The sequence below is a fragment of the Bordetella muralis genome (assembly GCF_054781015.1).
In genome coordinates this window covers 415,277-440,278 of sequence record NZ_BAAGVF010000006.1, presented here as the reverse complement: position 1 = coordinate 440,278, position 25,002 = coordinate 415,277, and the positions used below count along the sequence as shown (strand labels likewise).

Here is a 25,002-nt window from a genome sequence, read left to right as displayed (position 1 = left end):
TATCTAAGCTGAAAATCAAAAAAATCACGCCGCCACACCAGCACCGTGCCGGCCATGCAGCAACGGTACGGCGCAAGCGGCGCGCGTGCGAACAATATCCTGACCCGATTATACGGTCATGATCTCCGCTTCTTTCGTGGAGACCAATTTGTCGATCTCGGTAACGCTACGATCGGTCAGCTTTTGCACCTCGTCCTGGGCGCGGCGCTCGTCGTCCTCGGAGATTTCCTTGTCTTTGACAAGCTTCTTGAGCGACTCGTTAGCCTCGCGACGCAGGTTACGCACAGCGATCTTGGCATCCTCGCCCTCGCTCTTGACCACTTTGGTCAGATCACGACGGCGCTCTTCGGTCAGAGCCGGCATCGGGACACGGATGGTTTCGCCCATCGAAATGGGGTTCAGGCCCAGATCCGACTCACGAATGGCCTTCTCGATCACCGCGGCCATGGGCTTTTCGTAGGGCTGCACGCTGATGGTACGCGCATCGACCAGGTTCACGTTGGCGACTTGGCTGACGGGAACCGGCGAACCGTAGTATTCGACCTGGACGTGATCCAGGATACCCGTATGGGCACGGCCCGTACGGATCTTGGACAGGTTGACTTTCAGCGTTTCCAGCGACTTGGCCATGCGGGTTTCGGCCGATTTGCGGACTTCTGCGACGCTCATGAAAATATCCTTTGCTTAAACGTGTACCAACGTGCCTTCGTCTTCGCCGCTGACGACACGCTTGAGTGCGCCGGACTTATTGATCGAAAACACTTTCAGGGGCAGTTTCTGGTCGCGGCAAAGCGCAAACGCCGTCGCATCCATGACTTCGAGGCGGCGCACGATGGCCTCGTCGAAGCTGATGCGGGTGTAACGCGTCGCCGTGGGGTCTTTGTTGGGATCGGCGCTGTAGATGCCGTCGACCTTGGTGGCCTTCAACACGATTTCAGCGCCGATTTCGGCGCCGCGCAATGCGGCAGCCGTATCAGTCGTGAAAAACGGATTGCCCGTACCCGCCGCGAAAATCACCACTTTGCCCTCTTCGAGGTAACGCAGGGCCTTGGGGCGGATATAGGGTTCGACGACCTGGTCGATATTCAGGGCCGACTGTACGCGCGCATCGACGCCTTTGTTTTTCAGCGCGTCCTGGAGAGCGAGCGCGTTCATGATGGTCGCCATCATGCCCATGTAGTCGGCCGTGGCGCGATCCATGCCCTGGGCGCCGGGCGCGACGCCACGGAAAATATTGCCACCGCCAATCACGATGGCCAGTTCGACGCCTAGCGCCGAGACTTCTGCAATTTCATCGGTCATGCGCACAATGGTGCTGCGATTGATGCCAAAAGCATCATCGCCCATCAGCGCCTCGCCGGAAAGTTTGAGAAGAACCCGTTTGTATGATCTGCTGCTCATAGGTGATGTCCCAGGGAACGATCCGACGAAAGTGTAAGACAAGAAATAGGGCCGGACTAGATGTTTATCTAGCCGGCCCTGGGTACTACGACTACTTAGGCGCGGCCAGCGGCGGCGGCGGCGACTTCAGCGGCGAAGTCGCTGGTCTTTTTCTCGATGCCCTCGCCTACGACGAACAACACGAATTGGCTGATCGAGGCGCTCTTTTCCTTGAGCATCTGTTCAACCGATTGCTTGTCGTTCTTGACGAAGGGCTGCGACAGCAGCGTAACTTCTTTCAGGAACTTCTGCACCGAACCCTCGACCATCTTGGCGACGATTTCGGCAGGCTTGCCGGACTCGGCAGCCTTTTGTTCGGCAACCGAACGCTCGGCGGCGATGTCAGCGGCGGCTACGCCTTCGGCGTTCAGGGCCTTGGGCTTGGTCGCAGCGATGTGCATGGCCAGGTCTTTGCCGATTTCTTCGGTGCCCGTGTATTCAACCAGCACGCCGATCCGGCCGCCGTGCACGTAGCTGGCCAGCGCGTTGGGGGTTTCGATGCGCTGGAAGCGGCGTACGGAGATGTTTTCACCGATCTTGCCGACCAGAGCGGTACGGGTGGTGTCAACGGTGCCTTCGCCCAGGGGCAGCGCCGACAAGGCGGCCACATCGGCGGGGTTTTGCGTGGTGACCAGCTCGGCCAGCTTGTTCACAAAAGCGACGAAGTCGTCGTTCTTGGCAACGAAGTCGGTCTCGCAGTTGACTTCGATGACTGCGCCTTGCTTGGCATCAGCCGAGATGAACAGGCCGATCAGGCCTTCGGCCGTCACGCGGGCGGCAGCCTTGCTGGCCTTGTTGCCCAGCTTGACGCGCAGGATTTCTTCGGCACGGGCCAGATCGCCTTCGGCTTCGGTCAGGGCCTTCTTGCACTCCATCATGGGCGCGTCGGTTTTCTCACGCAGTTCCTTGACGAGGGCGGCGGTAATTTCAGCCATGATTGCTCCAATTTCGCTTAGACATGCCCCGGTCACACCGGGGCATATGGTTTGATTCGACAAGACGCCCGCTTTCGGCGGGCATGAGACGGGAGCCCGTCTCGAGACGTCCGACGGCGGTTGTAACAGACCTGGCTGTCACAAACCACCATCGGATCAGGCCTTAGGCCTGGTTGTCCTGCACTTCGACGAACTCTTCCGAGCCTTCGCCGGCTTCTTCGACGATGCCGTTCAGGTTCTGTTCGCGGCCCTCGAGCACGGCGTCAGCGATGCCCTTGGCGTACAGCGCGATGGCCTTGGCCGAGTCGTCGTTGCCGGGGATGATGTAATCCACGCCGTCGGGCGAGTGGTTGGTATCAACCACGGCCACCACGGGGATACCCAGCGTGCGGGCTTCGGCGATGGCGATCTTGTGGTAGCCAACGTCGATCACGAACAGCGCGTCGGGCAGACCGTTCATGTCCTTGATGCCGCCGATGGACTTGTTCAGCTTGTCCAGTTCGCGTTGGAACAGCAGGCCTTCTTTCTTGATCATGCGCTCGGCGCCGCCTTCGGCGACGACGGTTTCCATGTCCTTCAGGCGTTTGACCGAGGTCTTGACCGTCTTGAAGTTGGTCAGCATGCCGCCCAACCAGCGAGCGTCAACGAAGGGCATGCCGCAACGGGCGGCTTCGGTAGCGACCAGTTCGCGAGCGGCGCGCTTGGTGCCGACGAACAGGATGTTGCCGCCACGGGCAGCCAGTTGTTTCACGAACTTGGTGGCGTCTTGGTATTTCTCGACGGTCTTTTCGAGGTTGATGATGTGAATCTTGTTACGGTGACCGAAGATGTACGGGGCCATCTTGGGGTTCCAGTAACGGGTCTGGTGACCAAAGTGGACACCGGCTTCCAGCATTTCGCGCATGAGGGACATAATGTTCTCCGAGGGTTGGTTCTTGCGTTACGCCTGTACCGGCCCGTGCATGACACGGCTGGCACCCTGGGTGGCATAACGCGCGATTTTTCGATGGCCACCTGGCCATCGAAATGGTCTAGCCCTGAACCCGGCCGGCCGATCACCACAGCAAAACCCCCGCTATGGAGAACAAACCCAGACGACCGTAGCAGCATAGGGCCTACAATGCATCTCAAAGTAGACCCGGCCACCGGCAACACCTCGGCCCCTCGCGATCACGAGCGCTATATAGATAGCAGCGATCAGCGGGCGGTAACCCAAGCATTGCCCCCGGTTTTCAGGCAAGCCTATAATTCTACTATCTTTCTATCCACTTACTCAAGCCAAAGACACTTCACCATACATGGGACTCGTTACCAACCCCGCCGATCTGGACAAAATGCGCGCCGCTTGCCGGGACGCCGCCAAAATCCTCGATTTCATTACCCCTCACGTCAAACCAGGTGTCACCACGGGTGAACTGGACCGTTTGTGCCTGGAATACCTGACTGACGAGCTCAAGGTGAAATCGGCGACGGTGGGCTACGCGCCTCCGGGATATCCGCCTTTTCCCGGCGCGATCTGTACCTCGGTCAACCACCAGATCTGCCACGGCATCCCGGGCGACAAGGTCCTGAAAAACGGCGATTCGCTCAATATCGACGTCACCATCATCAAGGATGGCTGGTTCGGCGATACCAGCCGCATGTACCACGTCGGCGAGCCCAGCATCCAGTCCCGCCGCCTGGCCGAGGTGACCTTCGAGTGCATGTGGAAAGGCATCCAGCAGGTGCGTAATGGCGCCACGCTGGGCGATATCGGCCATGCCATTCAAAAACATGCCGAATCCAACGGCTATTCCGTGGTGCGCGAATACTGCGGCCACGGTGTCGGCCGCCGCTTTCACGAAGACCCCCAGGTCCTGCACTATGGCAAGCCCGGTACGGGCGTGCCGCTGGTGACCGGGATGATTTTCACGATCGAACCGATGATCAACGCCGGCCGCCGCGAGATTCGCCAGTTGTCCGATGGCTGGACAGTCGTCACCCGCGATCACAGCCTGTCGGCACAATGGGAACATGCCGTGCTGGTCACGGACACGGGCTACGAAGTCTTGACGTTGTCGGCTGGCGTGCGCCAACCGCCCGACTTCATCGCCGACCGGCTCATATTGCCGGCTGCCTGATCGCAGGCGTGGCATGATCAAGGGCGCCTCGTGCGCCCTGCTCACCAGCCCTGTATCGGGTGCCAGCCATGCACCGGCCGGTCGACTGTCTGAGCGACATCGCGTTTTATTTTGTACACCTACAGGGCAGGTCCTGCCATGAACGCCATCCCCACCAGGCTATCCGATCTGCGCGAGCGCCTCCAGGCTGCCCGTCGCGCTGCGATTGCGCAGTTTCGCCAACATCGACGGCCCGATACCCTCCTGACCGATCTGCGACGCCTTGTCGATCAGGCGCTGCGCGACTTGCTCAAGCTGCATCCTCTGCCTGCTGGCGCCACGTTGGCGGCCGTGGGCGGTTATGGCCGTGGCGAACTCTATCCGCATTCCGACGTCGACCTGCTGATCCTGTTGCCACATGCGCCCTCGCCTACCGACGCCGAGGCCATTCAGACACTGGTTGCCGCGCTCTGGGATCTGGGGCTCGAGCCAGGGCACAGCGTACGCACCCTGGAAGACTGCGTCCGCGAAGCCGATGCCGACATCACCGTCCAAACCGCGCTGCTTGAATCGCGTTGGCTGGCTGGCAGCCGCTCGCTCATGAAGCAGTTCGAGTCCACTATCCAGCAGCAAATGGACGCACCGGCCTTTTTCCAGGCCAAACGCGTCGAAATGCAGCAGCGTCATGCACGCTATCAAGACACGCCGTATGCGCTGGAGCCCAATTGCAAGGAATCTCCGGGCGGGCTGCGCGATCTGCAAGTGATCCTGTGGATGGCGCGCGCGGCCGGCTTTGGTGGCACCTGGAAAGAAGTCGCACAAGCGGGACTATTGACGCCCTCCGAGGCACGCGACCTGCGCCGTGCCGAGCAGGCTTTCAAACGCCTGCGGATTGAATTGCACCTGCTGACTGGGCGACGCGAAGACCGCCTGCTGTTTGACCTGCAACCGGGTTTGGCAGAGATCTATGGGATACAGGCCACGGCCACCCGCCGCAGCAGCGAAATATTGATGCAGCGGTACTACTGGGCTGCACGTCTGGTGACGCAGTTAAACGCGATCCTCGTGCCCAGCATTGAGGAGCGCCTCTACCCTCGTCCCGACACCGACGCACGCGACATCGACGAAGATTTCCGCAACGTACGCAATCGCCTCGATATCGTTCGCGACGATGGATTCGAACGCAAACCGACGCTGTTGCTGCGCGCATTCCTGCTGATGCAGCAGCACACCGAACTGACCGGCATGTCGCCGCGCACCCTGCGTGCCATCTGGCACTCGCGTCACCGCATCGATGCGCAGTTCCGGCGCAATCCGGTCAACCGCAAACTGTTCTTGCAGATTCTGCAGCAACCGCGCGGCATTGTGCACGAACTGCGGCGTATGACGATGCTGAACATTCTGCCGCGTTACCTGCCGGTATTTCGGCGCATCGTCGGGCAAATGCAGCACGATTTGTTCCACGTCTATACCGTTGACCAGCACACCCTCGCGGTCGTGCGCAATGTTCGGCGCTTTACCATGCCCGAGCACGCGCAGGAATATCCATTGGCCAGCCAGTTGATCGCCAACCTCGAACGCCATTGGCTGCTGTATGTCGCAGCGCTGTTTCACGACATCGCCAAAGGCCGCGGCGGCGACCACTCGGAATTGGGCGCACGCGAAGTACGGCGTTTTGCGCACGATCACGGCCTGGATCCCGAGGATGCAGAACTCGTCGAGTTTCTCGTGCGCCAGCACCTGCTGATGTCTGCCGTGGCACAGAAACGCGATCTCTCTGACCCCGCCGTGATCGCCGATTTTGCCGCCACCGTGCGTGACGAACGGCATCTGACTGCGCTGTATTTGCTGACAGTGGCCGATATCCGCGGCACCAGCCCCAAGGTCTGGAATGCCTGGAAAGGCAAGCTCCTGGAAGACCTCTATCGCCTGACCTTGGCGGCGCTGGGGGGATCGCCTGCCGACACGCACACCGTGTTGACCGAACGCAAAGAAGAAGCCGCACGCTTGACCCGTTTGGCGGGCCTGCGAGACGATGCCCGCGAGGCGTTCTGGAACCAGTTGGACGTGGCGTATTTCCTGCGCCACGACGCGTCGGACATCGCATGGCACACGCGCCATTTGTATTACCAGGTCGCACCCGATGCACCAGTCGTACGCGCCCGCCCCACCGAACACGGCGAAGGCCTGCAGATCATGGTGTACACGCGAGACGTCGCAGAATTGGTGGTGGCAATCTGCGGATACTTTGACGCCAAGGCACTGAGCATTCAGGATGCCCGCATTCATACAACACGGCACGGCTGGGCATTGGACAGTTTCATCGTGCTGCCGCCGGAAGGCACGTCGGATCTACGTGCGCAGGCGACGCTGGTTGAACACGAACTGACGCAGCGCTTGCGTCAGCTGCAGGATGGCACGAGCGCTCCGGCCACCTATCAGGTGGCGCCGCAACGTCGCCAATCCCGTATCTCAAAGGCTTTTCCTGTCCTGCCTCAGGCTGAATTGCAGCCTGATGAACGCAGCCAATCATGGCGTTTGTCTGTGACGGCAACGGATCGTCCGGGCTTGCTGCACGCGTTGACGCGGGTGTTCTCTAAACACAAGGTCGAGGTCAGCATGGCCAAGATCATGACGTTGGGCGATCGTGTCGAAGACGTATTCATTCTCACGGGATCGACGCTGGAGAAGCCTCGCAGTCAGATGCAGTTTGAGCGGGCTGTGTTGGATGCGCTGGCGGGGGATGAAGAGCAAAAGCGGGCGGCTTAGATTTTTATGATGGGTTGTTCTGGGTTTTATTGAGCGGTTGTTGGTTCTTTTGTGCCGTGGTTGGTTCTTTTGACGCTGGCGGCCGGGGTGCGAAGGCGATGCTGGCCTAATCGCAACGGCTCGGCGCAACACCAGGCGCCGAGGTCCCCTTCGGGGACTGCCCGTCGCTCAAAAGGCCAGCATCGCCTTCGCACCCCGACCACCAGCTGCATTAGAGATTAACGACGGCTGGCAAAACAATCTCCAGATGACGTTCATCGAGTGCTAGAGCCGTGGCTCAACAATTCGACTATTAAAAATCCTGGCGCATGCCAGACAGCATCCGCGGCATTTCCTCGTTGTGAGTCCCAGCCGGTCGCCTGAAAGCCGCACCGGGCCGTAGAGCCGCGATTTAGCCTCGCGCAGCGAGGCCGAGGCCCCTGGTCACGGGCCGAGTCGCGGCGATAGGCCCGGTGCGGCTTTCAGGCGACCGGCTGGGACGCCTAAAGAACGACAATCCCGCAGCAGCAATGGCACTAACGACAATAGCAATAGCAATAGCAACAACAACAGTCGAATCAAAGCACTTTGCTCCGCCGAACCCTAACTTCAGCAAAAGCAAATAGTCACCGCAAGCTCCACCGGTAACACTCTATCCGTGCCGCACACATTGCGACCGAGATACCAATAACGCCGGAACACAAAAACATCCGGCGACCGTGGAGACATTCATGATCAAGAACGTACGGCGTCTTGCGATGGTGTGCGCGCTGGCTGGCGCGGCTCAGGCAAACGCGGCCTGGCCCGACCATCCTATCACCATCATCGTCCCGGCCGCCCCAGGCGGCACCACCGACATCGTGGCTCGCCTAGTAGGCGAAAAACTCAGCACTGCCTTGAAGCAGCAAGTCGTCATAGAAAACCGCGCCGGTGCCGGCGGCATCATTGGCGCACAGCTGGTCGCCCGCGCCAAGAATGACGGCTATACGTTTCTCATGGGCAATATCGGCCCAAATGCCATCAATTATTCCCTGTACAAAGAGCTGCCCTACAAACCTACCGATTTCACGCCCGTGACGCAGGTCATCATGGTGCCCAACATCCTGGTCGTGAACGCCAAATCTCCCTACAAAACCGTAGCGGAATTGATTGCAGCCGCGAAAAAGGAACCAGTCACCGTGGGATCGTCCGGCACGGGCCAATCACCACATATGTCTGCCGAGATGTTCAAACAGCGCACAGGCATCGAGGCAACCCACGTTCCATACAAAGGCGCCGGTCCCGCCGTCGCCGCACTGCTCGGGTCCCAATTCACCTTCATGATCGACAACCTTCCCAGCTCGCTAGGCGCAATACAAGATGGAAAATTTCGCGCATTGGCGGTCACGAGCGCAAAAAGGTCGCCCGTGCTGCCCGATGTGCCCACCATGGAAGAAGCCGGCGTGAAAGACATGGTTGTCACCGCGTGGTTCGGTCTGTTCGCCCCTGCTGGTACCGACATGAACATCGTGAACCAGATGCAGCAAGCCACTAGCAAAATCATCCACGACGGCCCCATCGCCGAACGTTTTCGCGCATTGGGTGGCGAACCCGGCGGTGATACGCCCAAAGATTATGCGGCGTTCGTAGAGCGCGAACGGACGCAATGGAAAGACATTGTGCAAAAAGCAGGCTTGAAGCAGGAGTAGCCGGTGATCAACAAAATATGCCCTTCCCTGCGGGACGCCGTCTCGCCCATCACAGACGGCGCCAGCATCATGATCGGCGGATTCGGCGAAGCCGGTGTTCCGATGCAATTGATGCAAGCCCTGCTGCAACACGGCTCGCGGGATTTGACAATCATCAGCAACAACAGCGGCACATTCGATCGCGGCATCGCGGCGCTCATCCAGGCCAGACAAGTGAGCAAAGTGATTTGTTCGCACCCCCGCCCGCCTAATTCCGAGGTCTTTGCCGCCGCCTACCGCGCAGGCCAGGTGGCACTGGAGGTCGTCCCGCAAGGCACGCTGGCCGAACGCATTCGCGCAGGCGGTGCCGGACTAGGGCCGTTTTTTACCCCTACCGGCTATGGCACGCCGTTGGCCGAAGGCAAGCAGACCTGCGTCATCGATGACATCGGCTATGTGCTGGAGCAACCGTTGCGCGCTGACTTTGCATTGGTGCGCGGCCATTTGGGTGATCGTTGGGGCAATCTGACTTATCGGTTTGCGGCGCGCAACTTCAACCCCGTCATGAGTTCGGCCGCACGGCACACTATCGCCCAGGTCGACCAGATCGTAGAGCTAGGCGCGATCGCGCCAGAGCACGTCATGACGCCAGGCATTTTTGTAAAGACCGTGGTACTCGCCAAGGATCCCCAATGAGTCAAGCGCTATTGCCCCCACGCGAACAACGTCTGTCTCGCCATCACATCGCTCAACTCGTGGCCAGCGATATCCCTGACGGATCCATCGTCAATCTGGGCATCGGCATGCCTACACTAGTGTCGAACTACCTCCCGCCGGATCGAGAAATCGTGCTGCATAGTGAGAATGGCATTTTGGGCATGGGCGCCGTTGTCGAGGGTGAACAAGCCGATCCCGATCTGATCAACGCCAGCCGCGAGACCATCTCGCTGTTGCCAGGTGCATCCATCTCCGAACACACCGTATCGTTTGCCATGATGCGCGGCGGCCATCTGGACTACACCGTGTTGGGCGGTTTTCAAGTCGCGGCCAACGGGGACCTGGCCAATTGGATTACCGATGCAAAGGACGCCATTCCCGCCGTAGGCGGCGCAATGGATCTGGCAGTAGGCGCGCGCAAGGTCTACATCACCATGGATCACTGCACACGCGAAGGGATGCCGAAGCTATTGGAACGATGCAGCTATCCCCTGACGGGTTTAAAGGTGGTGGACCGTGTCTACACCGACATGGCCGTAGTTGACATTAGCACGCAAGGAATGGTGCTCTACGCCATTCTGGATGGGATCAGCATCGCCACACTGCAATCCGTCACGCAAGCCACGCTGCACACGCCGATCCCGCCGCGCATTATCGAACGCGTAACCGATGATCGCGTGCAATATCGAGCGTGATTGACGCCGGGAATCGACGTTGCTCGAACGCGAGTGGATAGAGGATATCGCCGACTGCAATAAAAGCGAATCCGACGACGCATCGCCTCATCACCCACCAGAAAGCAGGAGACGTCATGACAACCTTAGCGACATGGAATCGACGTTGGACACGCCTGGTTGGCGCAGCCGCATTGAGTTTGGCGAGCGCGCTGAGTTGCCTGATGGCAACCGAAGTCGCCCACGCAGCATCGGACTATCCCAACAAGCCGATTACCCTGCTGATTCCCTACCCGCCCGGCGGCAGCGCGGACATGTTGGCACGCCCACTGGGCGCAGTGCTGCAGAAAGAATTGGGGCAGCCCATTGTCATTGAATACAAACCCGGTGCGGGTGGCTCGATTGCGACGGCTCAGCTCGCGCGCTCGGCCCCGGATGGCTATACCGTGCTGATGGTGTTGGCCGCGCATGCGATCAATCCCAGCCTGTACCCATCATTGCCGTACGACACGCGCAAGGATTTTTCGCCCGTATCGTGGGTGGCGAATCTGCCACTGTTAGTCGTCGCGCCCACGCCGGCACCCTACAACACATTGCCGGAAATGATTGCATACGCCAAGGCCCATCCCGGCAAAATCTCATTTGCGTCGGCCGGCAATGGCAACACCAGTCACCTGGCGGTCGAGTTGTTCAAGCGCAAGGCCGGCATCGACCTGCTGCATGTGCCATACAAAGGCAGCGGTCCTGCCGTGGTCGCCCTGATCGGCAATGAAGTGGGACTGATGTTCGACAGCATCTCGACATCACTACCCCAGGTGAAAGCCGGCAAACTCAAGGCATTGGCGGTGACAGGCAACGCACGCGCAGCAGTGCTGCCCCAGGTACCCACGGTGCAAGAGTCCGGCACGCCGGATTTTGTCGTCAATGGCTGGTACGGCATTATTGCGCCCACAGGGGTGCCAAAAGACGTCGTCGACAAGCTCAGCACAGGCATCGCCAACGCGGTAAAACAACCTGCATTGCAGCAGCAACTGGCCGGCTATGGCTACGAAGTCGTGGGATCGACTCCCGCGGAGTTCGGTAAGCACATCGATGCCGAACTCGATACGTGGCATCAGGTGATCACGGATGCTCAGGTGAAACTGCAATAGGAAAGTCCTGCCCTGGCTAGCGCCGCACACCAGGGCGGGCTCTCCCCGCCTCGCCCCGCGTACGCCGGGACAGGACTGGTGCGGCTACGCCGCTGCACGCAACGGCGTGGCATCGGCGCGTGCCAGTTGCGCCGCCGCATCGCGCAGTGCCGTACGCAAGCCTTCTTCCACGACCGGATGATAGAACGGCATGTCGAGCATCTGGGCGATCGTCAGATCTTGCTGCACGGCCCATGCCAGCAGATGGCCAATGTGCTCAGCCGACGGGCCGATCATCTCCGCGCCCAGGAAACGGCCGGTACCGATCTCGGCATAGACGTGCAACATGCCTTTGTTCTTCAGCATGACGCGCGAACGGCCTTGGTCACCAAAATCCACTTCGCCTGTGACGTATCCACCCTGCGGTAAGCGGCTGTATGGCGTACCCACCAATGCGATCTGCGGATCCGAAAAAACCACGCCTAACTGCGCCCGTCGCAAACCAGGCTGCATCTCGGGATACCGCGCGGCGTTTTGGCCGGCAATGCGCCCTTCGTCAGCAGCCTCGTGCAACAACGGCACGTCTGCATTCGCGTCTCCAGCGATAAAGATCTGCGAGTTGCCAGACTGCAGCGTATGCCGATCAAATTCCGGCACGCCGCGCGCATCACGCACGAGGCTGGTGTTTTGCAGATCCAGCTGATCCACATTCGGGCGACGGCCGGTTGCCACCAACGCATAATCGAATGTCTCGGTGCGTTCAGTGTTATCCAGCGCAATGTAGCGCACTTCCACCTGATCGCCGACGCGCGTTGTCGACAGGACACGCGCATCCGGATCCAGATAGAACTCGTCCTGGAACGTGCGGCGCGCCCGCTGGCGCACGGCGGGATCACTCAGACCGCCCAGACTGCCGCTCACACCAAACACACGTACGCGAACACCCAGACGCGCCAGGGCTTGCCCCAGTTCCAATCCAATGACGCCAGGACCAAAGACCGCCACACTGCTGGGCAAGTCGTCCCAGTCGAACACGTCATCGTTCACCACGAGACGATCGCCCAACCCTTGGAATGGCGGGGGCACCACGGGACGCGACCCTGTCGCAATCACCACGCTAGCCGCCTGAATTTCGATTTGATCGTCGACGCGCAATACCGTGTCTGAAACGAACTTCGCATACCCAGGGATCTTGTCCTCGGCAGGAATGTTTTCAACGCCCTCGAGCACGAATCCGACAAAGCGATCGCGCTCACGGCGGACGCGCGCCATGACTTCGCGCCCATCAACGCGGATCGGGCCATCCACATGCACGCCAAACGGCGCCGTGTGCGCGGCCTGATGAGCGGCCTCGGCGGCGGCGATCAACAGTTTGGAAGGCATGCATCCGACACGCGCGCATGTCGTTCCATAGGGACCGCCCTCGATCAAGAGTGCGCGCTTGCCAGCCGCACGCGCCGCACGGTACGCCGCGAGCCCCGCGGTGCCCGCGCCAATCACCGCAACATCGGTATGCAGAGTCTTCATCATTTTTCCTACTGAATCTTGCGCTGCGCCCTGAGCAAGGCGAACGCGCCCAAAACAAACGCCCGCGCAGCCGCCTTAATGACTGGCGCGAGCGTTATTTATGAGAAGCTGTTCAAGGTGGCGCTGCGCAATCTCCGAGCGCCGCCCTGCCATCAGGCGAAATGTGCCTTCAGGTCTTCCAAGCCACCGATCAGCTTGCCATTGATAAAGATCTGCGGAGCAGTTCCTTTACCCGACACTGCGCCGATCACACGGCCGCGCACCTTGTTTTCCAAGGGGATTTCGATGGCGTTGTAGCCTTTCTCATCCAACAGGGCCTTGGCCTCTACGCAGAACGGGCAGCCCGGTTTGGAGAACACGACGACTTGATCGGGCTTCTTGGCTTTCGGGGCGAAGTAGGCGAGCATCGTGTCCGCATCGGAGACCTCAAACGGGTCGCCTTCTTTTTCCGGCTCGATGAACATTTTTTCAACCACGCCGTCTTTCACCAGCATGGAGTAGCGCCAGCTGCGCTTGCCAAAGCCCAGGTCGCGCTTGTCGACCAGCATGCCCATGCCTTCGGTGAAATCACCGTTACCGTCGGGCAGCAGGGTGATGTTGGCGGACTCTTGATCCTTGGCCCATTCGTTCATCACGAACGTGTCATTGACCGACACGCAGACAATGCTGTCGACGCCCTCGGCAAAGAAAGCCGATGCCAGTTCGTTGTAACGCGGCAAGTGGGTCGACGAGCAAGTCGGCGTAAAAGCTCCGGGCAGGGAGAAGACGACAACGGTCTTGTTCTTGAAAATATCGTCAGTCGTCACTTGTTTCCAGTCATTGCCCTCGCGGACAGGGAAAGCGACGTTAGGGACTCGTTGGCCTTCGCGGTTTTGCAGCATTCGTTTATCTCCAGATGTGTTGAGAGGTCTTCAGCGACCATGTGGAAATAATAAACAATAGCTATTAATTTATCTAATTTAATTATTTTAATTAATTGATAGTCAAACTTAATCGCCTACTAAGAATAAAAAGAAAGTGTTAATTAAACAGTAAAGTGAACCGTCGCACCACCAACGGGTCGAGGCCGCCTGCGCATCGTTTTGCAGCACGGCCTGTTCCCACAGCCGCCTCAGGCCAATTGCGCCTCATAGCCGGCGTCCACAATCGCCTGCCGTACTTCGTCGACGTCGGTAGTTCCGTCGACCGTGACGCGATGCGCGCCCAGGTCCGTGGTCACGGTGGCGCCGGGCACCGCGTCTTTCACAGCCTTGGTAATCGTACTCACGCAATGGCCGCAGGTCATATCGGGAACGTTGAATTGGAAAGACATAAATGCTCCTTTTTAGGTAGTCAATATCAAGTCCGCGTGGCACGAGATGTGTTTCGCGTGGCACACGGCCGATTGCAACCAGCTTAAACCTTCCCATGATGTCAAAGTCAAGCGTACAATCAAGCTTGACCTTCCCATTATGTCAAGGTTGAGACTATCACCATTCGCTCTCAACTTTGACGGAGTTCATCGTGAACGCCTCCTCTCTCACCCAGACAGAGCTTGCCATTACGGGCATGACCTGCGCCTCGTGCGTCAAGCGTGTTGAAAAGGCACTATCGGCCGTACCCGGCGTGAATCAGGCCAGCGTCAACCTGGCCACCGAACGCGCGCAGGTGAATTATGACCCTGCTGCCGCGAATGCCGAGGCCCTGATTGCTGCCGTCGTTCGCATGGGCTATGAGGCCCAGCCTATCACCGCCAACGACGGACACGAAGATCGCCAGGCCCAGGCCCGAGCCGACGAGGCTCGTGCGCTGCGCCGTGCCTTTACGGTAGCGGTGATCCTGACCTTGCCGGTGTTCATATTGGAAATGGGCTCGCACATTGTGCCGGCCTTTCATCACTGGATTCTCGACACCCTGGGCCGGGAAAATAGCTGGCTATTGCAGTTCGTCCTGACCACGCTCGTGCTGGCCTGGCCTGGCCGCGTGTTTTTTACCAAAGGCCTCACCGCTTTATGGCGGCGCGCGCCAGAGATGAACTCTCTGGTTGCTGTCGGTGCAGGCGCAGCGTGGGGCTACTCCACTGTCGCGACCTTTTTGCCGGACTGGCTACCCAGCAACGCGCTGCACGTCTATTTCGAGGCGGCCGCCGTTATCGTCACATTGATTCTATTGGGACGTATGCTGGAAGCTCGCGCCAAAGGCCGCACCGGCGCCGCCATCAAGCGTCTGATCGGCCTGCAGCCGCGCACCGCGCGCGTGCTCCGCGAGGGAAAGTTGCAGGACGTTCCCATTGAACAGGTCTTGCGCGGCGAACATGTCGTTGTCCGTCCGGGAGAAAAAATTCCCATCGACGGTGAGATTATCGAAGGCCGCTCCTTTGTCGATGAGTCGATGTTGACGGGCGAGCCGGTTCCTGTCGAAAAAAACGTAGGCATGTCCGCGACCGGCGGCACCCTGAACACCTCAGGCAGTTTCACACTGCGCGTCACGCACACCGGTGCGGACACGATGTTGGCACGCATCATCGGTATGGTGGAGGCCGCCCAAGGCGCGCGTCTGCCCATTCAGGCGCTCGTCGATCAGGTCACCGCCTGGTTTGTGCCAGCCGTGATGACCGCTGCGCTGCTCACCTTTGCCGCGTGGCTGATGTGGGGGCCGGCGCCTGCCCTGCCCTTTGCGTTGGTAAATGCGGTCGCGGTGCTCATCATCGCCTGCCCCTGCGCCATGGGGTTGGCCACGCCGACCTCGATCATGGTGGGCACCGGCCGAGCGGCGGATATGGGTATCCTGTTTCGCCAGGGCGATGCCTTGCAGGCACTGCGCGACGTGGACGTGATCGCGTTCGACAAGACCGGCACCTTGACCGAAGGCAAGCCCGCGCTCACTGATATCCATGTGATGAATGGATTCGACGAGACAGAGGTGCTGCGCTGGCTCGCTGCCGTACAGACTCGGTCCGAACACCCCATTGCCTTGGCCATCGTCGCGGCCGCCGAAGAACGCGGCCTGAGTCTGCCAAAAGCCGACGATTTCCAGGCCTTCACCGGTGCCGGCGTACAAGCCACCACCGAAGGTCGCAATATCATCGCCGGCAATAGCCGTTTGATGTCCGAGCATGGCGTAGACATCACAGCAAAGCTCGATGTGGATCATGCCGCTATGCAAGACCCCATTGCCGCCTGGGGCGAGGCAGGCAAAACCCCCATCTACGTAGCCGTAGACGGGCAAATGGCTGCCATGGTCGCGGTCAGCGATCCGGTCAAGCCTTCCGCTGCGCAAGCCATCGCCACGCTGCATCGCCTGGGCATCCAGACCGCGATGATTACCGGCGACAACATGCATACTGCCCGTGGCGTTGCCCGCCAGCTGGGTATCGACGAAGTACGCGCCGAAGTCCTGCCGGACGGCAAAGTCGCCGCGATTGAAGACCTGCGCAAGAACGGACGACGCCTGGCGTTTGTCGGCGATGGGATCAACGACGCTCCGGCATTGGCGGCCTCGGACATCGGCATTGCTATCGGCACCGGCACCGATGTTGCCATCGAAGCCGCATCGGTGGTCCTCATGGCGGGAGATCTGAATGCCGTTCCCGATGCTATCGCTTTGAGCCGCGCCACGATGGCCAATATCCGGCAGAACCTGTTCTGGGCATTCGCCTACAACGTAGCCTTGATACCGGTAGCGGCGGGCGCGCTGTATCCCGCGTATGGCATAGCGCTTTCGCCGATGTTTGCCGCTGCCGCAATGGCCATGTCCAGCGTGTTTGTATTGGGTAACGCGCTGCGCCTGCGCCGTTTTCGCGCCAGCGCACGGCCTGCCGCTGTTTAGGAGATTGAAGCCATGAATATTGGACAAGCTGCCGCCGCTTCGGGGATCTCTGCCAAGATGATTCGCTACTACGAAAGTATCGGCCTGATCGACTCGGCTACACGCACGGACGCCGGATATCGCGTCTACGGAGACAAGGAACTGCACACCTTGCGCTTCGTGCGCCGTGCGCGGGATCTGGGATTTTCCGTGGAGCAGATGCACGAGCTGCTGGCCCTGTGGCGAGACCGTGACCGCGCCAGCGCGGATGTGAAGCGCGTTGCGTTAAGTCACGTCGAAGGCCTGGAACGCAAGGCCGCAGAACTGCAGCAAATGGCCGATACGCTGCGGCATCTGGCCGAGCACTGCAAGGGGAACAATCGACCGGAATGTCCGATCATCGAGGAGTTGGGCGGCGTTTCAGTAACGCATGAGGGTAGAAGTGAAGTGCGATAAATTGGTCCTGTAGGCGAATTGTGCGACCGCCAGCCGCTCTCTAAGATTCAACTTCTGTCAGTTGAATATGTGTATCCCAAAGGATACAATCGCAGATATTGAAGTTTCTACGCACCAAAGAGTTTGATATATGGCTGTCCTCAATACGAGACGTAGTCGCTAAGACCCACATCGTCGCGAGGGTGCACCGGGCGCAGAACGGCAATTTCGGGGACGTCGAATCAATCGGCAATGGTTTGAGCGAAATGCGCGTCCATGTAGGCTCTGGATACCGGATCTATTTCGCGAGGCAGGGTGACGTCGTGTACCTCTTATTGCTCGGTGGCAACAAGAACACACAGCCAAAGGACATCGCACGAGCAAAGAAGCTTTGGGCTGACATTCAGCGGAGCAATAAAAATGGTTGAACTACGAGAATTCGACGCAGCAGAATACCTGGAGAATGATGAGGCTATCGCCATGTTTCTCGCCGAGGCGGCGAAAGATGAAAATCCAGATGTTTTTCTCAGCGCGCTTTCCGTTGCCGCGCGTGCTCGAGGTATCACAGAGATTGCAAAAAAGACAGGGCTCGGCCGTACCAGCCTTTATAAAGCCTTAGCCCCGGGCGCCAACCCAAGCTATCTCACGCTACGCAAGGTGATGAGCGCGCTGGGCGTCCATTTCAGCGCGACCACAGATCACCCACATCATTCCGCGCATGCGTGACAATCTACCCTCCAGCCTTCTGTCGCCCTGCCCGGCGCGCATTGCGCGCCATCGTGCGGCGGGACATTTCCGAATCCAGAATCAAGCGGCCTTTCAGTTTGCCGTGCATGCGTGTCACTGAACGCATGCAGTCATGCATGTGATCGCTCATCAAGGCTCGTACGCGGTCTGCATCGCGCTCGCGCGCAGCTTGCAGGATCTGCTTGTGGAATTTCGTGTTCGACATACCGAATTTCGCCTGTTCCTGCAGAGGCATCTCGTTATCGAATACGGTCAGTTGCCGGATCATCTGGTTGATCATCTCGCAGCTGAAGCGCAAAAACGAATTCGGGCAGGCCGCGGCAAAAATGTCGTGGAAGTTCATTTCTTCCTGGCGCTGCGCCAACGGGTCCTCGACATGTTCGGCCATGGGATCGCAGCATTGGATGTTGTGCTCCAGCGCGGCAAAGTGCGCATCGGTCAAATGGGCGACGGCGCTGGCGGCCAGCTCCGGCTCCAGCAGCTTGCGCACCTGGTAGATATCCTCGATGCGGACTTCCTTGAAAAACAGGTAGTTCTGCATCAACTGGAACGTACGATCCAGCGGGACCTCGACCACCATCCCGCCTCCGCCAGGCCCAGTGCTGACCTTCACCAAGCCCTGCACTTCCAGGGACTTCAGTGCTTCGCGGATCGTGCTTTTGCTCACGGCGAACATACTCTGCAATTCGCTTTCGCGCGGCAGCTTGTCGCCCGGCAACAGGTTCTTGGCGGTAATCAGCCGCTTGATTTCTTCGGCCACCAGATCGCTGCGTTTGGGTTGGCCCATCGCTGCCGTGGGCTGCATGTCCTGACTGTCAAAGTCCATAACGATCCTTTGCGCATGGGTCGCGTCATTGTCATCCTCACTGCTTTCGGTGCATCGGCCTGACCCAGGGTTAAACCTGATACCCGGATTCTTGACACCGATTGCTGCCGTGCACGATTATGATATTAATCCTATTTATCATGATAAATAGGAGCGCAGGCGCAGCATCAGTGGAAACACCAACTCCACTTCGAGTCAGAGTCAGCCGTACAGGAATGCGCGCGAGCCGCGCATATAACGTCTATATGCCGCCGCCCGTGCGCGCCGCGGCCAGGGAGAAAAATCTTGAATCGCCGTAACCTCTTGAAGATGGCTGCGTTGGGCGCAGTGCCGGGCTCATTGTGGGCCGCTCGTTCCGCGCTGGCGCAATCCGCTGGTGCAATTCAATTCGCCTGCCCGGTCCCTATGTCCGGGGCATTCGCCGCAAACGGTAAATTCGCGGACTTGGGCATGAAGCTGGCCTTGGAACAATATGGCAAGGCGCTGGATCGCCCCTTGGCCTATACCGTGCTGGACACCGAAGGCAAACCGGCCACGGCGGTGCGCAAGGTACAGGAAATCGCCCAGCAGAAAGGCGCCAAATTCTGGGCCGGCGGCATCCTGTCGTCCGAAGCATTGGCCATGGGCAAAGAAGCAGAAAAGGCAAATGCCGTATTCATCACCACCGCGGGCGCAGATGAGATCACCGGCAAGGACTGCAACCGCGCGACATTCCGCTGGTCGGTGCCCACCTTTGGCGCGATCGAACAGACCCTGCGCCCGCTGCTGGCAGAAAAGCCAGGCGCCAAGCGCGTCTACACCATCACGCCGCAGTACGTGTTCGGCGAAGGACTGTTGAACGCCGCCAAAGCGATCCTCAAGGAAAAAGGCATCGAACACGTCGGCAACAGCTACCACTCGTTGACCGAAAAGGAGTTCAGCGGCTATTTGACCAACGCCATGGCCGCGCAGCCGGACATTCTGCTGATTCTGAACTTTGGCTCACAATCGTCCGACACGCTGCGCCAGGCAGTCAGCTTTGGCATGAAGCAGAACTGCACCATCCTGATTGCCTGGGCATCGGGTCTGGAGCAATTCGAAAGCCTGGGTGCGGATCTATGCGAAGACGTATATTTTGGCGCGCAATACTGGCACGGCATCGATTCGCCGTTAAATAAGGAACTGGTTCAACTGACGCAGTCCAAGCTGAAGATGAATCCCAACTACAGCCTGGCAGGCTCCTATATCTGCACGCGCATCATGGTGGACGCCATGATCAAGGCCAACAGCGATGATCCCGCGAAAGTCATTGCACAAATGGAAGGCATGCGCTACGAAGGCCTGACCGGCACCGAAGAGATCCGCAAGGAAGATCACCAGGTACTGAAAAATTACTACCTGCTGAAGGGCAAGAAAAAATCCGACATGAAGGACAAGGACGATTACGCGACCATTGTCCATTCCGGACAATCGTTCCTGCCCGTTGCCGAGACCGGCTGCAAGATGTAATGTCCGCACGCCGCGACGCGCTTGATATCAGGCACGTCGCGGTTTCCGTCTTCGGACATCCTCTCTTCTCTACGCACACTCTGCATGAACGTTTACTTGCTTCAGGTGGTCAATGGAATCGGCGTGGGCATGCTGTACTTCCTGCTGGCGGTCGGCTTGTCCATCATTTTCGGTCTCTTGCGCTTCGTCAACTTTGCGCATGGCGCGTTTTACCTGCTGGGCGCCTATTTCTGTTTTCAGGCCATTCAATGGGGCCTGAATTTCTGGATCGCCCTGGCCATCGTGCCGCTGATTGTGGGCGCCTGCGCCTGGGTGGTTGAAAAAGTCGTGCTGCGGCACGTGTACGCGCAGCCGCATGAGTTTCACATCTTGATCACAGTCGGCCTGGCGCTAGTCCTGCAGGAAGCCGTCATCGTGATCTGGGGACCGCTGGGCGATAACGTCGCCGCTCCTGCCTCCCTGCAAGGCGTCGTGATGTGGGGCAGCTTTATCTATCCCAAATATCGTTTGTTCGTGATCGGCTTTACTGCCGTGTTCGCCTTGCTGTTGTGGTACGTGCTTGAGGGCACGCGATTGGGCAGCGCAGTGCGGGCAGGCAGCGAGTCGACCGAGATGGTGTCGCTGCTGGGAATCAATGTATTCCGTGTCTTCAGTCTGGTATTCGCGCTAGGCGCGGCCACCGCGGCACTGGCGGGCGTGCTGGCCGCGCCCATCCGTGGCGTCGAGCCGTTCATGGGCATCGAGGCATTGGGCATCGCATTCGTCATTGTGGTGGTAGGTGGCATGGGCAGCTTTTCCGGCGCGCTGGTGGGCGGCCTGCTGATAGGCATCGTGCAGAGTGTCATGAGCACGCTGTGGCCCGAGGGCGCCCGCTTGATGATCTACGTCGCCATGGGCGCCGTATTGCTGCTGCGTCCGCACGGTCTGCTGGGGAGAGGCTGATGACACGATTGAAATCCCATATGCAACTGGTGCTGGCGCTGCTGGTTGCATTGATACTGCCGCTGTGCATGCAGTCCGGATCGCTGGCGACCGAGGTATTAATCTACGCGCTCGCGGTACTGGGCTGCAACCTGCTATTGGGTTTTACCGGCTTGCTATCGTTCGGCCAGGGCATTTTTTTCGGGCTGGGCAGCTATACGGTCGGGATTCTGCTGACACGGTTCGCATTGCCGATGCCATTGGCCTTGGTAGCCGCCGTCGTGGTGGGCGCCCTCGCCGCAGCCTTTGTCGGCTGGTTCGCCATCCGCCAACGCGGCACGTACTTCGTCATGCTGACGTTGGCCTTTGCGCAGATGTTTTATTTTCTGGCCTATAGCTTGCCCGACCTGACCGGCGGCGACAACGGCTTGCTCGATGTGCCTCGTCCTCCGTTGTCGGTGGCAGGCTCAGAGCTGATGTCGCTCGCATCGCCCTGGCAGTTCTATACCTTTGTGGCGGTGTGCTTCCTGATCGTGTTCTGGCTATTGCTGCGCATCACGAATTCCGTATTCGGACGTACCTTATTGGCCATACGCGATAACGAGGCGCGCGCCGCCGCGGTAGGCTACAACGTAAAGATGTTCAAACTGGCGGCCTTTGCCATCTCTGGCGCTGTCACCGCGCTGGCGGGCGCGTTCCTGGCCATGATGACCGGCATCGCGCCGCTGTCCAGTATCGAATACCACACCAGTGAAATGATTCTGGTCATGACTGTGATCGGTGGCACCGGCAATCTATTTGCGTCGGTGCTGGGCGCGGCGTTTTATGTTTTGTTCGCAGACTGGCTATCCACACTATGGCCGCGTTGGTTGATGTTGTTGGGCTTCCTGTTGATTGCTGTCAGCCTGTTTATGCAGAAAGGCCTGTGGGGCCTGGGCGAACGCCTGTGGCTGGCGACACGGCGAACTCCCGCCACGGGTGACACCACCAAGGAGGAACGCGCATGACAACGCATGACGGCATTGCAGCCACGACGGCGCCTTCCTCGCCCACGGCGCAGCCCCTATTACAAGCTCGCGGCATCATCAAGCGGTTCGGCAAGTTTGTCGCGTTGCATGGCGTCGATCTGCAGATCTATCCGCGCACCGTGCATTCCGTGATCGGTCCTAATGGCGCTGGCAAGACCACCCTATTCCACACACTGACCGGCACGCTGATGGCCAGCGAAGGCAGCATCGTGTTCGACGGCCACGACGTCACGCGCGAAGCAGACCACCAACGCGTGCAGCGCGGCATTGCGCGCTCGTTCCAGGTCACCAGCCTGTTCACGAACCTGTCCGTGCGCGAAAACCTGCGTCTGGCGGCTCAAGGGGTACACCGGTCGGGAGCTTTCGATTGCTGGCATCCGCCATCGGGCGCTCGCGCGCATGCCGATATCGTCGACACGTCGATGCAACGTATGGGGTTGACGCGCCTGGCCGGCGTGACTGCGGGGGCCTTGTCACACGGCCAGCAACGGCGGCTGGAGGTCGGCATGGCGCTGGCGGCCAGACCGCGCGCCATTTTCCTGGACGAACCTACCTCCGGCATGGGTGTCGACGATCTGGATGAAATGAAGCACCTGATCCGTGGCCTGCGCGACGATCACACCGTAGTGCTGATCGAACACAACATGAACATCGTGATGGATATCTCGGACACGATCACGGTCATGCAGCAAGGCCGGGTCCTGGTCGAAGGCCGGCCCGACGTTATCCGCAACGACGAGCGCGTGCGTGCCGCGTATCTGGGCAACATGATTACCGGAGGCCGCGCATGAGCCTGCAGATCGACGCCATCCACAGTTATTACGGCAAGAGCCATATCCTGCAAGGCGTGTCGCTGACCGTACCCGAGGGTTCTGTCGTCACGCTGTTGGGCCGCAACGGCGCTGGCAAGTCCACCACACTCAAATCAATCGCGGGGGTGATCGCGCCCCGGGCGGGCAGCATTCGGCTGCATTCCCGCGACATCACGGGGCTGCCCGCACACAGAATCGCCGCGATGGGCGTGTGCCTGGTGCCGGAACATCGCGGCATTTTCAAGCTGCTGACGGTCGAGGAAAATCTGAAACTCGGCGCTCGCCGCCAATCGCCCTGGCAACTGGACGATGTCTACAAGATCTTTCCGCGCCTGAAGGAACGGCGCCGTAATGGCGGCGGACAGCTGTCAGGGGGCGAGCAACAGATGCTGGCCATAGGCCGAGCCTTGATGAACCATCCGCGCGTGCTAATGTTGGACGAGCCCGTAGAGGGCCTGGCGCCAGTCATCGTGGAAGAAATCGTGGCGCAGATCAAGCTGATCAAACAGGCCGGTGTCACAATCTTGCTGGTCGAACAAAATCTGGAAGTCTGCACACAACTCGCAGATCACCATTTCATCATCGAACAAGGCGCCATTGTCTACGAAGGCACGAACGCGGCCTTTTTAGCCAATGATGACGTCAAAGACCGTTATTTGGGCGTGGGTGTATAACGCACGGCACGCTGGAAGGAAATCACCATGGAAATGACAACGTTAGAATCCGTCAGCGCCCTGCGCGTGAACGGCGACCGTCTGTGGAACTCACTGATGGAACTGGCGCAAATCGGCGCCACAGACAAGGGCGGCGTCTGCCGTCTGGCATTGACTGATCTGGATCGCCAAGGGCGCGACCTGGTCTCGTCCTGGGCCCGCGAACTGGGCTGCACAGTGCGCGTAGACGCGATTGGCAATATCTTCATGCGCCGCCCCGGTCTGCGCGACGATCTGCCGCCTGTCATGACCGGCAGTCACATCGACACGCAACCAACCGGCGGAAAATTCGACGGCAACTATGGGGTATTGTCAGGCATTGAAGTCCTGCGCACGCTGCACGATCACGGCATCGAAACCGAGGCCCCCGTCGAAGTCGTGGTGTGGACCAACGAAGAGGGATCGCGTTTCGTGCCGGTCATGATGGGTTCCGGTGTATATGCTGGTGCCTTTACGCTGGATCATGCCATGAATGCGGTTGACCGCGACGGCATATCCGTGCGGCAAGCGTTGAATGACATCGACTATGCCGGCCCGGACCCCGTCGGCGGGCGTGACGTCGCAGCCTATTTCGAAGCGCACATCGAACAAGGGCCTATCCTCGAGGCCAAGAACATCACCATCGGCGCGGTCGCAGGAGCATTAGGCCAGCGTTGGTACGACATCGTCATCACCGGCCAGGAAGCGCACGCCGGCCCGACACCGATGGAACTGCGCCGCGATGCCTTATTGGTCGCCGCCGATGTGATCCGCGCGGTCAATCGTATTGCACTCGATCATGCGCCCCATGGCCGCGGCACTGTGGGTTGTCTGGATAACTTCCCTAATTCGCGCAATGTCATTCCTGGCCGCGTCAGCCTGACCGTAGATATGCGCGCAGCCGATGACGCCACGCTGGACAGCATGGCCGCTGCGTTGGCACGCACCGTACAGGACCTCGCCGTGCCCGGAAAAATTGAGGTCGAATCGAAAGAAGTGGTTTATTTCCCGCCCCAACCCTTCGAGCCGCGTTTGGTGCAGGCGGTCCGCGATGGCGCGGCTACGCTCGGCCTGGATCATCTGGACGTGATCAGCGGCGCGGGTCACGACGCCGTCTACATGGCACGCGTGACACCGACGGCGATGATCTTCGTGCCGTGCAAAGATGGCATCAGCCATAATGAAATCGAAGACGCGCAACCTGACCACCTGGAAGCAGGCTGCAACGTGTTGCTGCACGCGATGTTGCGCTGCTGCGGCGCGATTCAAACACGCGCGGCAAAGCAAGCCGTTTGACGACGCCCTTCCCTGCGTAAAGACATCCCTCTCA

At 59.4% G+C, this 25,002-nt stretch carries 24 protein-coding genes; 16 read left to right on the top strand and 8 right to left on the bottom strand.

The window, feature by feature from the left end; translation table 11 throughout:
• Positions 1–108 precede the first annotated feature (108 nt).
• The 4 genes from frr to rpsB form a co-directional block, all read right to left on the bottom strand.
• Entirely contained in the window at positions 109–669 is a 561-nt protein-coding gene (gene frr / locus ACYVIT_RS13025; RefSeq protein WP_415804973.1) for a ribosome recycling factor, read from the bottom strand.
• 15 nt (positions 670–684) lie between these two features.
• The gene (pyrH, locus tag ACYVIT_RS13020) at positions 685–1,401 is read right to left on the bottom strand and encodes a UMP kinase (RefSeq protein WP_094821240.1); all 717 of its coding nucleotides are present in this window, start codon (positions 1,399–1,401) and stop codon (positions 685–687) included.
• Positions 1,402–1,496: 95 nt separating this feature from the next.
• Complete coding sequence (gene tsf, locus ACYVIT_RS13015; RefSeq protein ID WP_415804971.1) at positions 1,497–2,375, bottom strand: translation elongation factor Ts; 879 nt, start codon at positions 2,373–2,375, stop codon at positions 1,497–1,499.
• A gap of 163 nt (positions 2,376–2,538) precedes the next feature.
• Positions 2,539–3,288, bottom strand: a complete 750-nt coding sequence (gene rpsB, locus ACYVIT_RS13010) for a 30S ribosomal protein S2 (RefSeq protein WP_415804969.1) — start codon at positions 3,286–3,288, stop codon at positions 2,539–2,541.
• A gap of 385 nt (positions 3,289–3,673) precedes the next feature.
• On the opposite strand from rpsB, the gene map reads away from it, so the two are divergent.
• From map to ACYVIT_RS12980, 6 genes are all read left to right on the top strand, one after another.
• Positions 3,674–4,495, top strand: coding sequence for a type I methionyl aminopeptidase (map, locus tag ACYVIT_RS13005; protein WP_415804968.1), 822 nt, complete (start codon positions 3,674–3,676; stop codon positions 4,493–4,495).
• A 138-nt stretch (positions 4,496–4,633) separates the two neighbouring features.
• On the top strand, positions 4,634–7,243 hold the full coding sequence (locus tag ACYVIT_RS13000) for a [protein-PII] uridylyltransferase (RefSeq protein ID WP_415804967.1): 2,610 nt from the start codon (positions 4,634–4,636) through the stop codon (positions 7,241–7,243).
• A gap of 710 nt (positions 7,244–7,953) precedes the next feature.
• Positions 7,954–8,910, top strand: coding sequence for a Bug family tripartite tricarboxylate transporter substrate binding protein (locus ACYVIT_RS12995; RefSeq protein WP_415804965.1), 957 nt, complete (start codon positions 7,954–7,956; stop codon positions 8,908–8,910).
• Positions 8,911–8,913: 3 nt separating this feature from the next.
• On the top strand, positions 8,914–9,585 hold the full coding sequence (locus tag ACYVIT_RS12990) for a 3-oxoacid CoA-transferase subunit A (protein WP_415804964.1): 672 nt from the start codon (positions 8,914–8,916) through the stop codon (positions 9,583–9,585).
• On the top strand, positions 9,582–10,301 hold the full coding sequence (locus ACYVIT_RS12985) for a 3-oxoacid CoA-transferase subunit B (RefSeq protein ID WP_415804963.1): 720 nt from the start codon (positions 9,582–9,584) through the stop codon (positions 10,299–10,301). Before ACYVIT_RS12990 ends, ACYVIT_RS12985 begins: the two co-directional genes overlap by 4 nt.
• A 116-nt stretch (positions 10,302–10,417) precedes the next feature.
• Positions 10,418–11,431, top strand: coding sequence for a tripartite tricarboxylate transporter substrate binding protein (locus tag ACYVIT_RS12980; RefSeq protein ID WP_415804962.1), 1,014 nt, complete (start codon positions 10,418–10,420; stop codon positions 11,429–11,431).
• 84 nt (positions 11,432–11,515) lie between these two features.
• On the opposite strand, the gene ACYVIT_RS12975 is transcribed toward ACYVIT_RS12980, so the two are convergent.
• The 3 genes from ACYVIT_RS12975 to ACYVIT_RS12965 all read right to left on the bottom strand — a co-directional run bounded on the left by ACYVIT_RS12975 (position 11,516) and on the right by ACYVIT_RS12965 (position 14,249).
• Complete coding sequence (locus ACYVIT_RS12975) at positions 11,516–12,937, bottom strand: dihydrolipoyl dehydrogenase (protein ID WP_415804961.1); 1,422 nt, start codon at positions 12,935–12,937, stop codon at positions 11,516–11,518.
• Between the two features lie 152 nt (positions 12,938–13,089).
• Positions 13,090–13,818 carry a glutathione peroxidase gene (locus ACYVIT_RS12970; RefSeq protein ID WP_415804960.1) on the bottom strand — a complete coding sequence of 243 codons (729 nt, stop codon included), beginning with the start codon at positions 13,816–13,818 and terminating at the stop codon, positions 13,090–13,092.
• A gap of 230 nt (positions 13,819–14,048) precedes the next feature.
• Complete coding sequence (locus ACYVIT_RS12965; protein WP_415804959.1) at positions 14,049–14,249, bottom strand: heavy-metal-associated domain-containing protein; 201 nt, start codon at positions 14,247–14,249, stop codon at positions 14,049–14,051.
• Positions 14,250–14,440: 191 nt separating this feature from the next.
• Between ACYVIT_RS12965 and ACYVIT_RS12960 the strand changes: the two genes are divergently transcribed.
• The 4 genes from ACYVIT_RS12960 (at position 14,441) to ACYVIT_RS12945 (ending at position 17,884) form a co-directional block, all read left to right on the top strand.
• Complete coding sequence (locus ACYVIT_RS12960) at positions 14,441–16,744, top strand: heavy metal translocating P-type ATPase (RefSeq protein WP_415804958.1); 2,304 nt, start codon at positions 14,441–14,443, stop codon at positions 16,742–16,744.
• 12 nt (positions 16,745–16,756) lie between these two features.
• Complete coding sequence (gene cueR, locus ACYVIT_RS12955; protein ID WP_415804957.1) at positions 16,757–17,179, top strand: Cu(I)-responsive transcriptional regulator; 423 nt, start codon at positions 16,757–16,759, stop codon at positions 17,177–17,179.
• A gap of 98 nt (positions 17,180–17,277) precedes the next feature.
• A complete protein-coding gene (locus ACYVIT_RS12950; protein WP_415804956.1) occupies positions 17,278–17,586 on the top strand; it encodes a type II toxin-antitoxin system RelE/ParE family toxin in 309 nt (102 codons plus the stop codon).
• A complete protein-coding gene (locus ACYVIT_RS12945; RefSeq protein ID WP_415804955.1) occupies positions 17,579–17,884 on the top strand; it encodes an addiction module antidote protein in 306 nt (101 codons plus the stop codon). Before ACYVIT_RS12950 ends, ACYVIT_RS12945 begins: the two co-directional genes overlap by 8 nt.
• Positions 17,885–17,888: 4 nt before the next feature.
• On the opposite strand, the gene ACYVIT_RS12940 is transcribed toward ACYVIT_RS12945, so the two are convergent.
• Positions 17,889–18,731, bottom strand: a complete 843-nt coding sequence (locus ACYVIT_RS12940) for a FadR/GntR family transcriptional regulator (protein ID WP_415804954.1) — start codon at positions 18,729–18,731, stop codon at positions 17,889–17,891.
• 285 nt (positions 18,732–19,016) lie between these two features.
• On the opposite strand from ACYVIT_RS12940, the gene ACYVIT_RS12935 reads away from it, so the two are divergent.
• The 6 genes from ACYVIT_RS12935 to ACYVIT_RS12910 all read left to right on the top strand — a co-directional run bounded on the left by ACYVIT_RS12935 (position 19,017) and on the right by ACYVIT_RS12910 (position 24,968).
• A complete protein-coding gene (locus tag ACYVIT_RS12935; protein ID WP_415804953.1) occupies positions 19,017–20,219 on the top strand; it encodes an ABC transporter substrate-binding protein in 1,203 nt (400 codons plus the stop codon).
• An 84-nt stretch (positions 20,220–20,303) separates the two neighbouring features.
• Positions 20,304–21,161 carry a branched-chain amino acid ABC transporter permease gene (locus ACYVIT_RS12930; protein ID WP_415804952.1) on the top strand — a complete coding sequence of 286 codons (858 nt, stop codon included), beginning with the start codon at positions 20,304–20,306 and terminating at the stop codon, positions 21,159–21,161.
• Positions 21,161–22,147: a branched-chain amino acid ABC transporter permease gene (locus ACYVIT_RS12925; RefSeq protein WP_415804951.1), complete on the top strand. Its 987-nt coding sequence runs from the start codon at positions 21,161–21,163 to the stop codon at positions 22,145–22,147. The genes ACYVIT_RS12930 and ACYVIT_RS12925 overlap by 1 nt, the downstream gene beginning before the upstream one ends.
• Positions 22,144–22,959 (top strand): ABC transporter ATP-binding protein, encoded by an 816-nt coding sequence (locus tag ACYVIT_RS12920; protein WP_415804950.1) that lies wholly within the window; start codon positions 22,144–22,146, stop codon positions 22,957–22,959. Before ACYVIT_RS12925 ends, ACYVIT_RS12920 begins: the two co-directional genes overlap by 4 nt.
• On the top strand, positions 22,956–23,654 hold the full coding sequence (locus tag ACYVIT_RS12915; RefSeq protein ID WP_415804949.1) for an ABC transporter ATP-binding protein: 699 nt from the start codon (positions 22,956–22,958) through the stop codon (positions 23,652–23,654). Before ACYVIT_RS12920 ends, ACYVIT_RS12915 begins: the two co-directional genes overlap by 4 nt.
• A 27-nt stretch (positions 23,655–23,681) precedes the next feature.
• Entirely contained in the window at positions 23,682–24,968 is a 1,287-nt protein-coding gene (locus tag ACYVIT_RS12910) for a Zn-dependent hydrolase (RefSeq protein ID WP_415804948.1), read from the top strand.
• Positions 24,969–25,002 lie beyond the last annotated feature (34 nt).

Bases quoted from the DNA above. Each gene is read 5' to 3' on its own strand.
- frr (WP_415804973.1), bottom strand. From the start codon at position 669: ATGAGCGTCGCAGAAGTCCGCAAATCGGCCGAAACCCGCATGGCCAAG.
- pyrH (WP_094821240.1), bottom strand. From the start codon at position 1,401: ATGAGCAGCAGATCATACAAACGGGTTCTTCTCAAACTTTCCGGCGAG.
- tsf (WP_415804971.1), bottom strand. From the start codon at position 2,375: ATGGCTGAAATTACCGCCGCCCTCGTCAAGGAACTGCGTGAGAAAACC.
- rpsB (WP_415804969.1), bottom strand. From the start codon at position 3,288: ATGTCCCTCATGCGCGAAATGCTGGAAGCCGGTGTCCACTTTGGTCAC.
- map (WP_415804968.1), top strand. From the start codon at position 3,674: ATGGGACTCGTTACCAACCCCGCCGATCTGGACAAAATGCGCGCCGCT.
- ACYVIT_RS13000 (WP_415804967.1), top strand. From the start codon at position 4,634: ATGAACGCCATCCCCACCAGGCTATCCGATCTGCGCGAGCGCCTCCAG.
- ACYVIT_RS12995 (WP_415804965.1), top strand. From the start codon at position 7,954: ATGATCAAGAACGTACGGCGTCTTGCGATGGTGTGCGCGCTGGCTGGC.
- ACYVIT_RS12985 (WP_415804963.1), top strand. From the start codon at position 9,582: ATGAGTCAAGCGCTATTGCCCCCACGCGAACAACGTCTGTCTCGCCAT.
- ACYVIT_RS12980 (WP_415804962.1), top strand. From the start codon at position 10,418: ATGACAACCTTAGCGACATGGAATCGACGTTGGACACGCCTGGTTGGC.
- ACYVIT_RS12975 (WP_415804961.1), bottom strand. From the start codon at position 12,937: ATGAAGACTCTGCATACCGATGTTGCGGTGATTGGCGCGGGCACCGCG.
- ACYVIT_RS12970 (WP_415804960.1), bottom strand. From the start codon at position 13,818: ATGCTGCAAAACCGCGAAGGCCAACGAGTCCCTAACGTCGCTTTCCCT.
- ACYVIT_RS12965 (WP_415804959.1), bottom strand. From the start codon at position 14,249: ATGTCTTTCCAATTCAACGTTCCCGATATGACCTGCGGCCATTGCGTG.
- cueR (WP_415804957.1), top strand. From the start codon at position 16,757: ATGAATATTGGACAAGCTGCCGCCGCTTCGGGGATCTCTGCCAAGATG.
- ACYVIT_RS12945 (WP_415804955.1), top strand. From the start codon at position 17,579: ATGGTTGAACTACGAGAATTCGACGCAGCAGAATACCTGGAGAATGAT.
- ACYVIT_RS12940 (WP_415804954.1), bottom strand. From the start codon at position 18,731: ATGGACTTTGACAGTCAGGACATGCAGCCCACGGCAGCGATGGGCCAA.
- ACYVIT_RS12930 (WP_415804952.1), top strand. From the start codon at position 20,304: ATGAACGTTTACTTGCTTCAGGTGGTCAATGGAATCGGCGTGGGCATG.
- ACYVIT_RS12925 (WP_415804951.1), top strand. From the start codon at position 21,161: ATGACACGATTGAAATCCCATATGCAACTGGTGCTGGCGCTGCTGGTT.
- ACYVIT_RS12920 (WP_415804950.1), top strand. From the start codon at position 22,144: ATGACAACGCATGACGGCATTGCAGCCACGACGGCGCCTTCCTCGCCC.
- ACYVIT_RS12915 (WP_415804949.1), top strand. From the start codon at position 22,956: ATGAGCCTGCAGATCGACGCCATCCACAGTTATTACGGCAAGAGCCAT.
- ACYVIT_RS12910 (WP_415804948.1), top strand. From the start codon at position 23,682: ATGGAAATGACAACGTTAGAATCCGTCAGCGCCCTGCGCGTGAACGGC.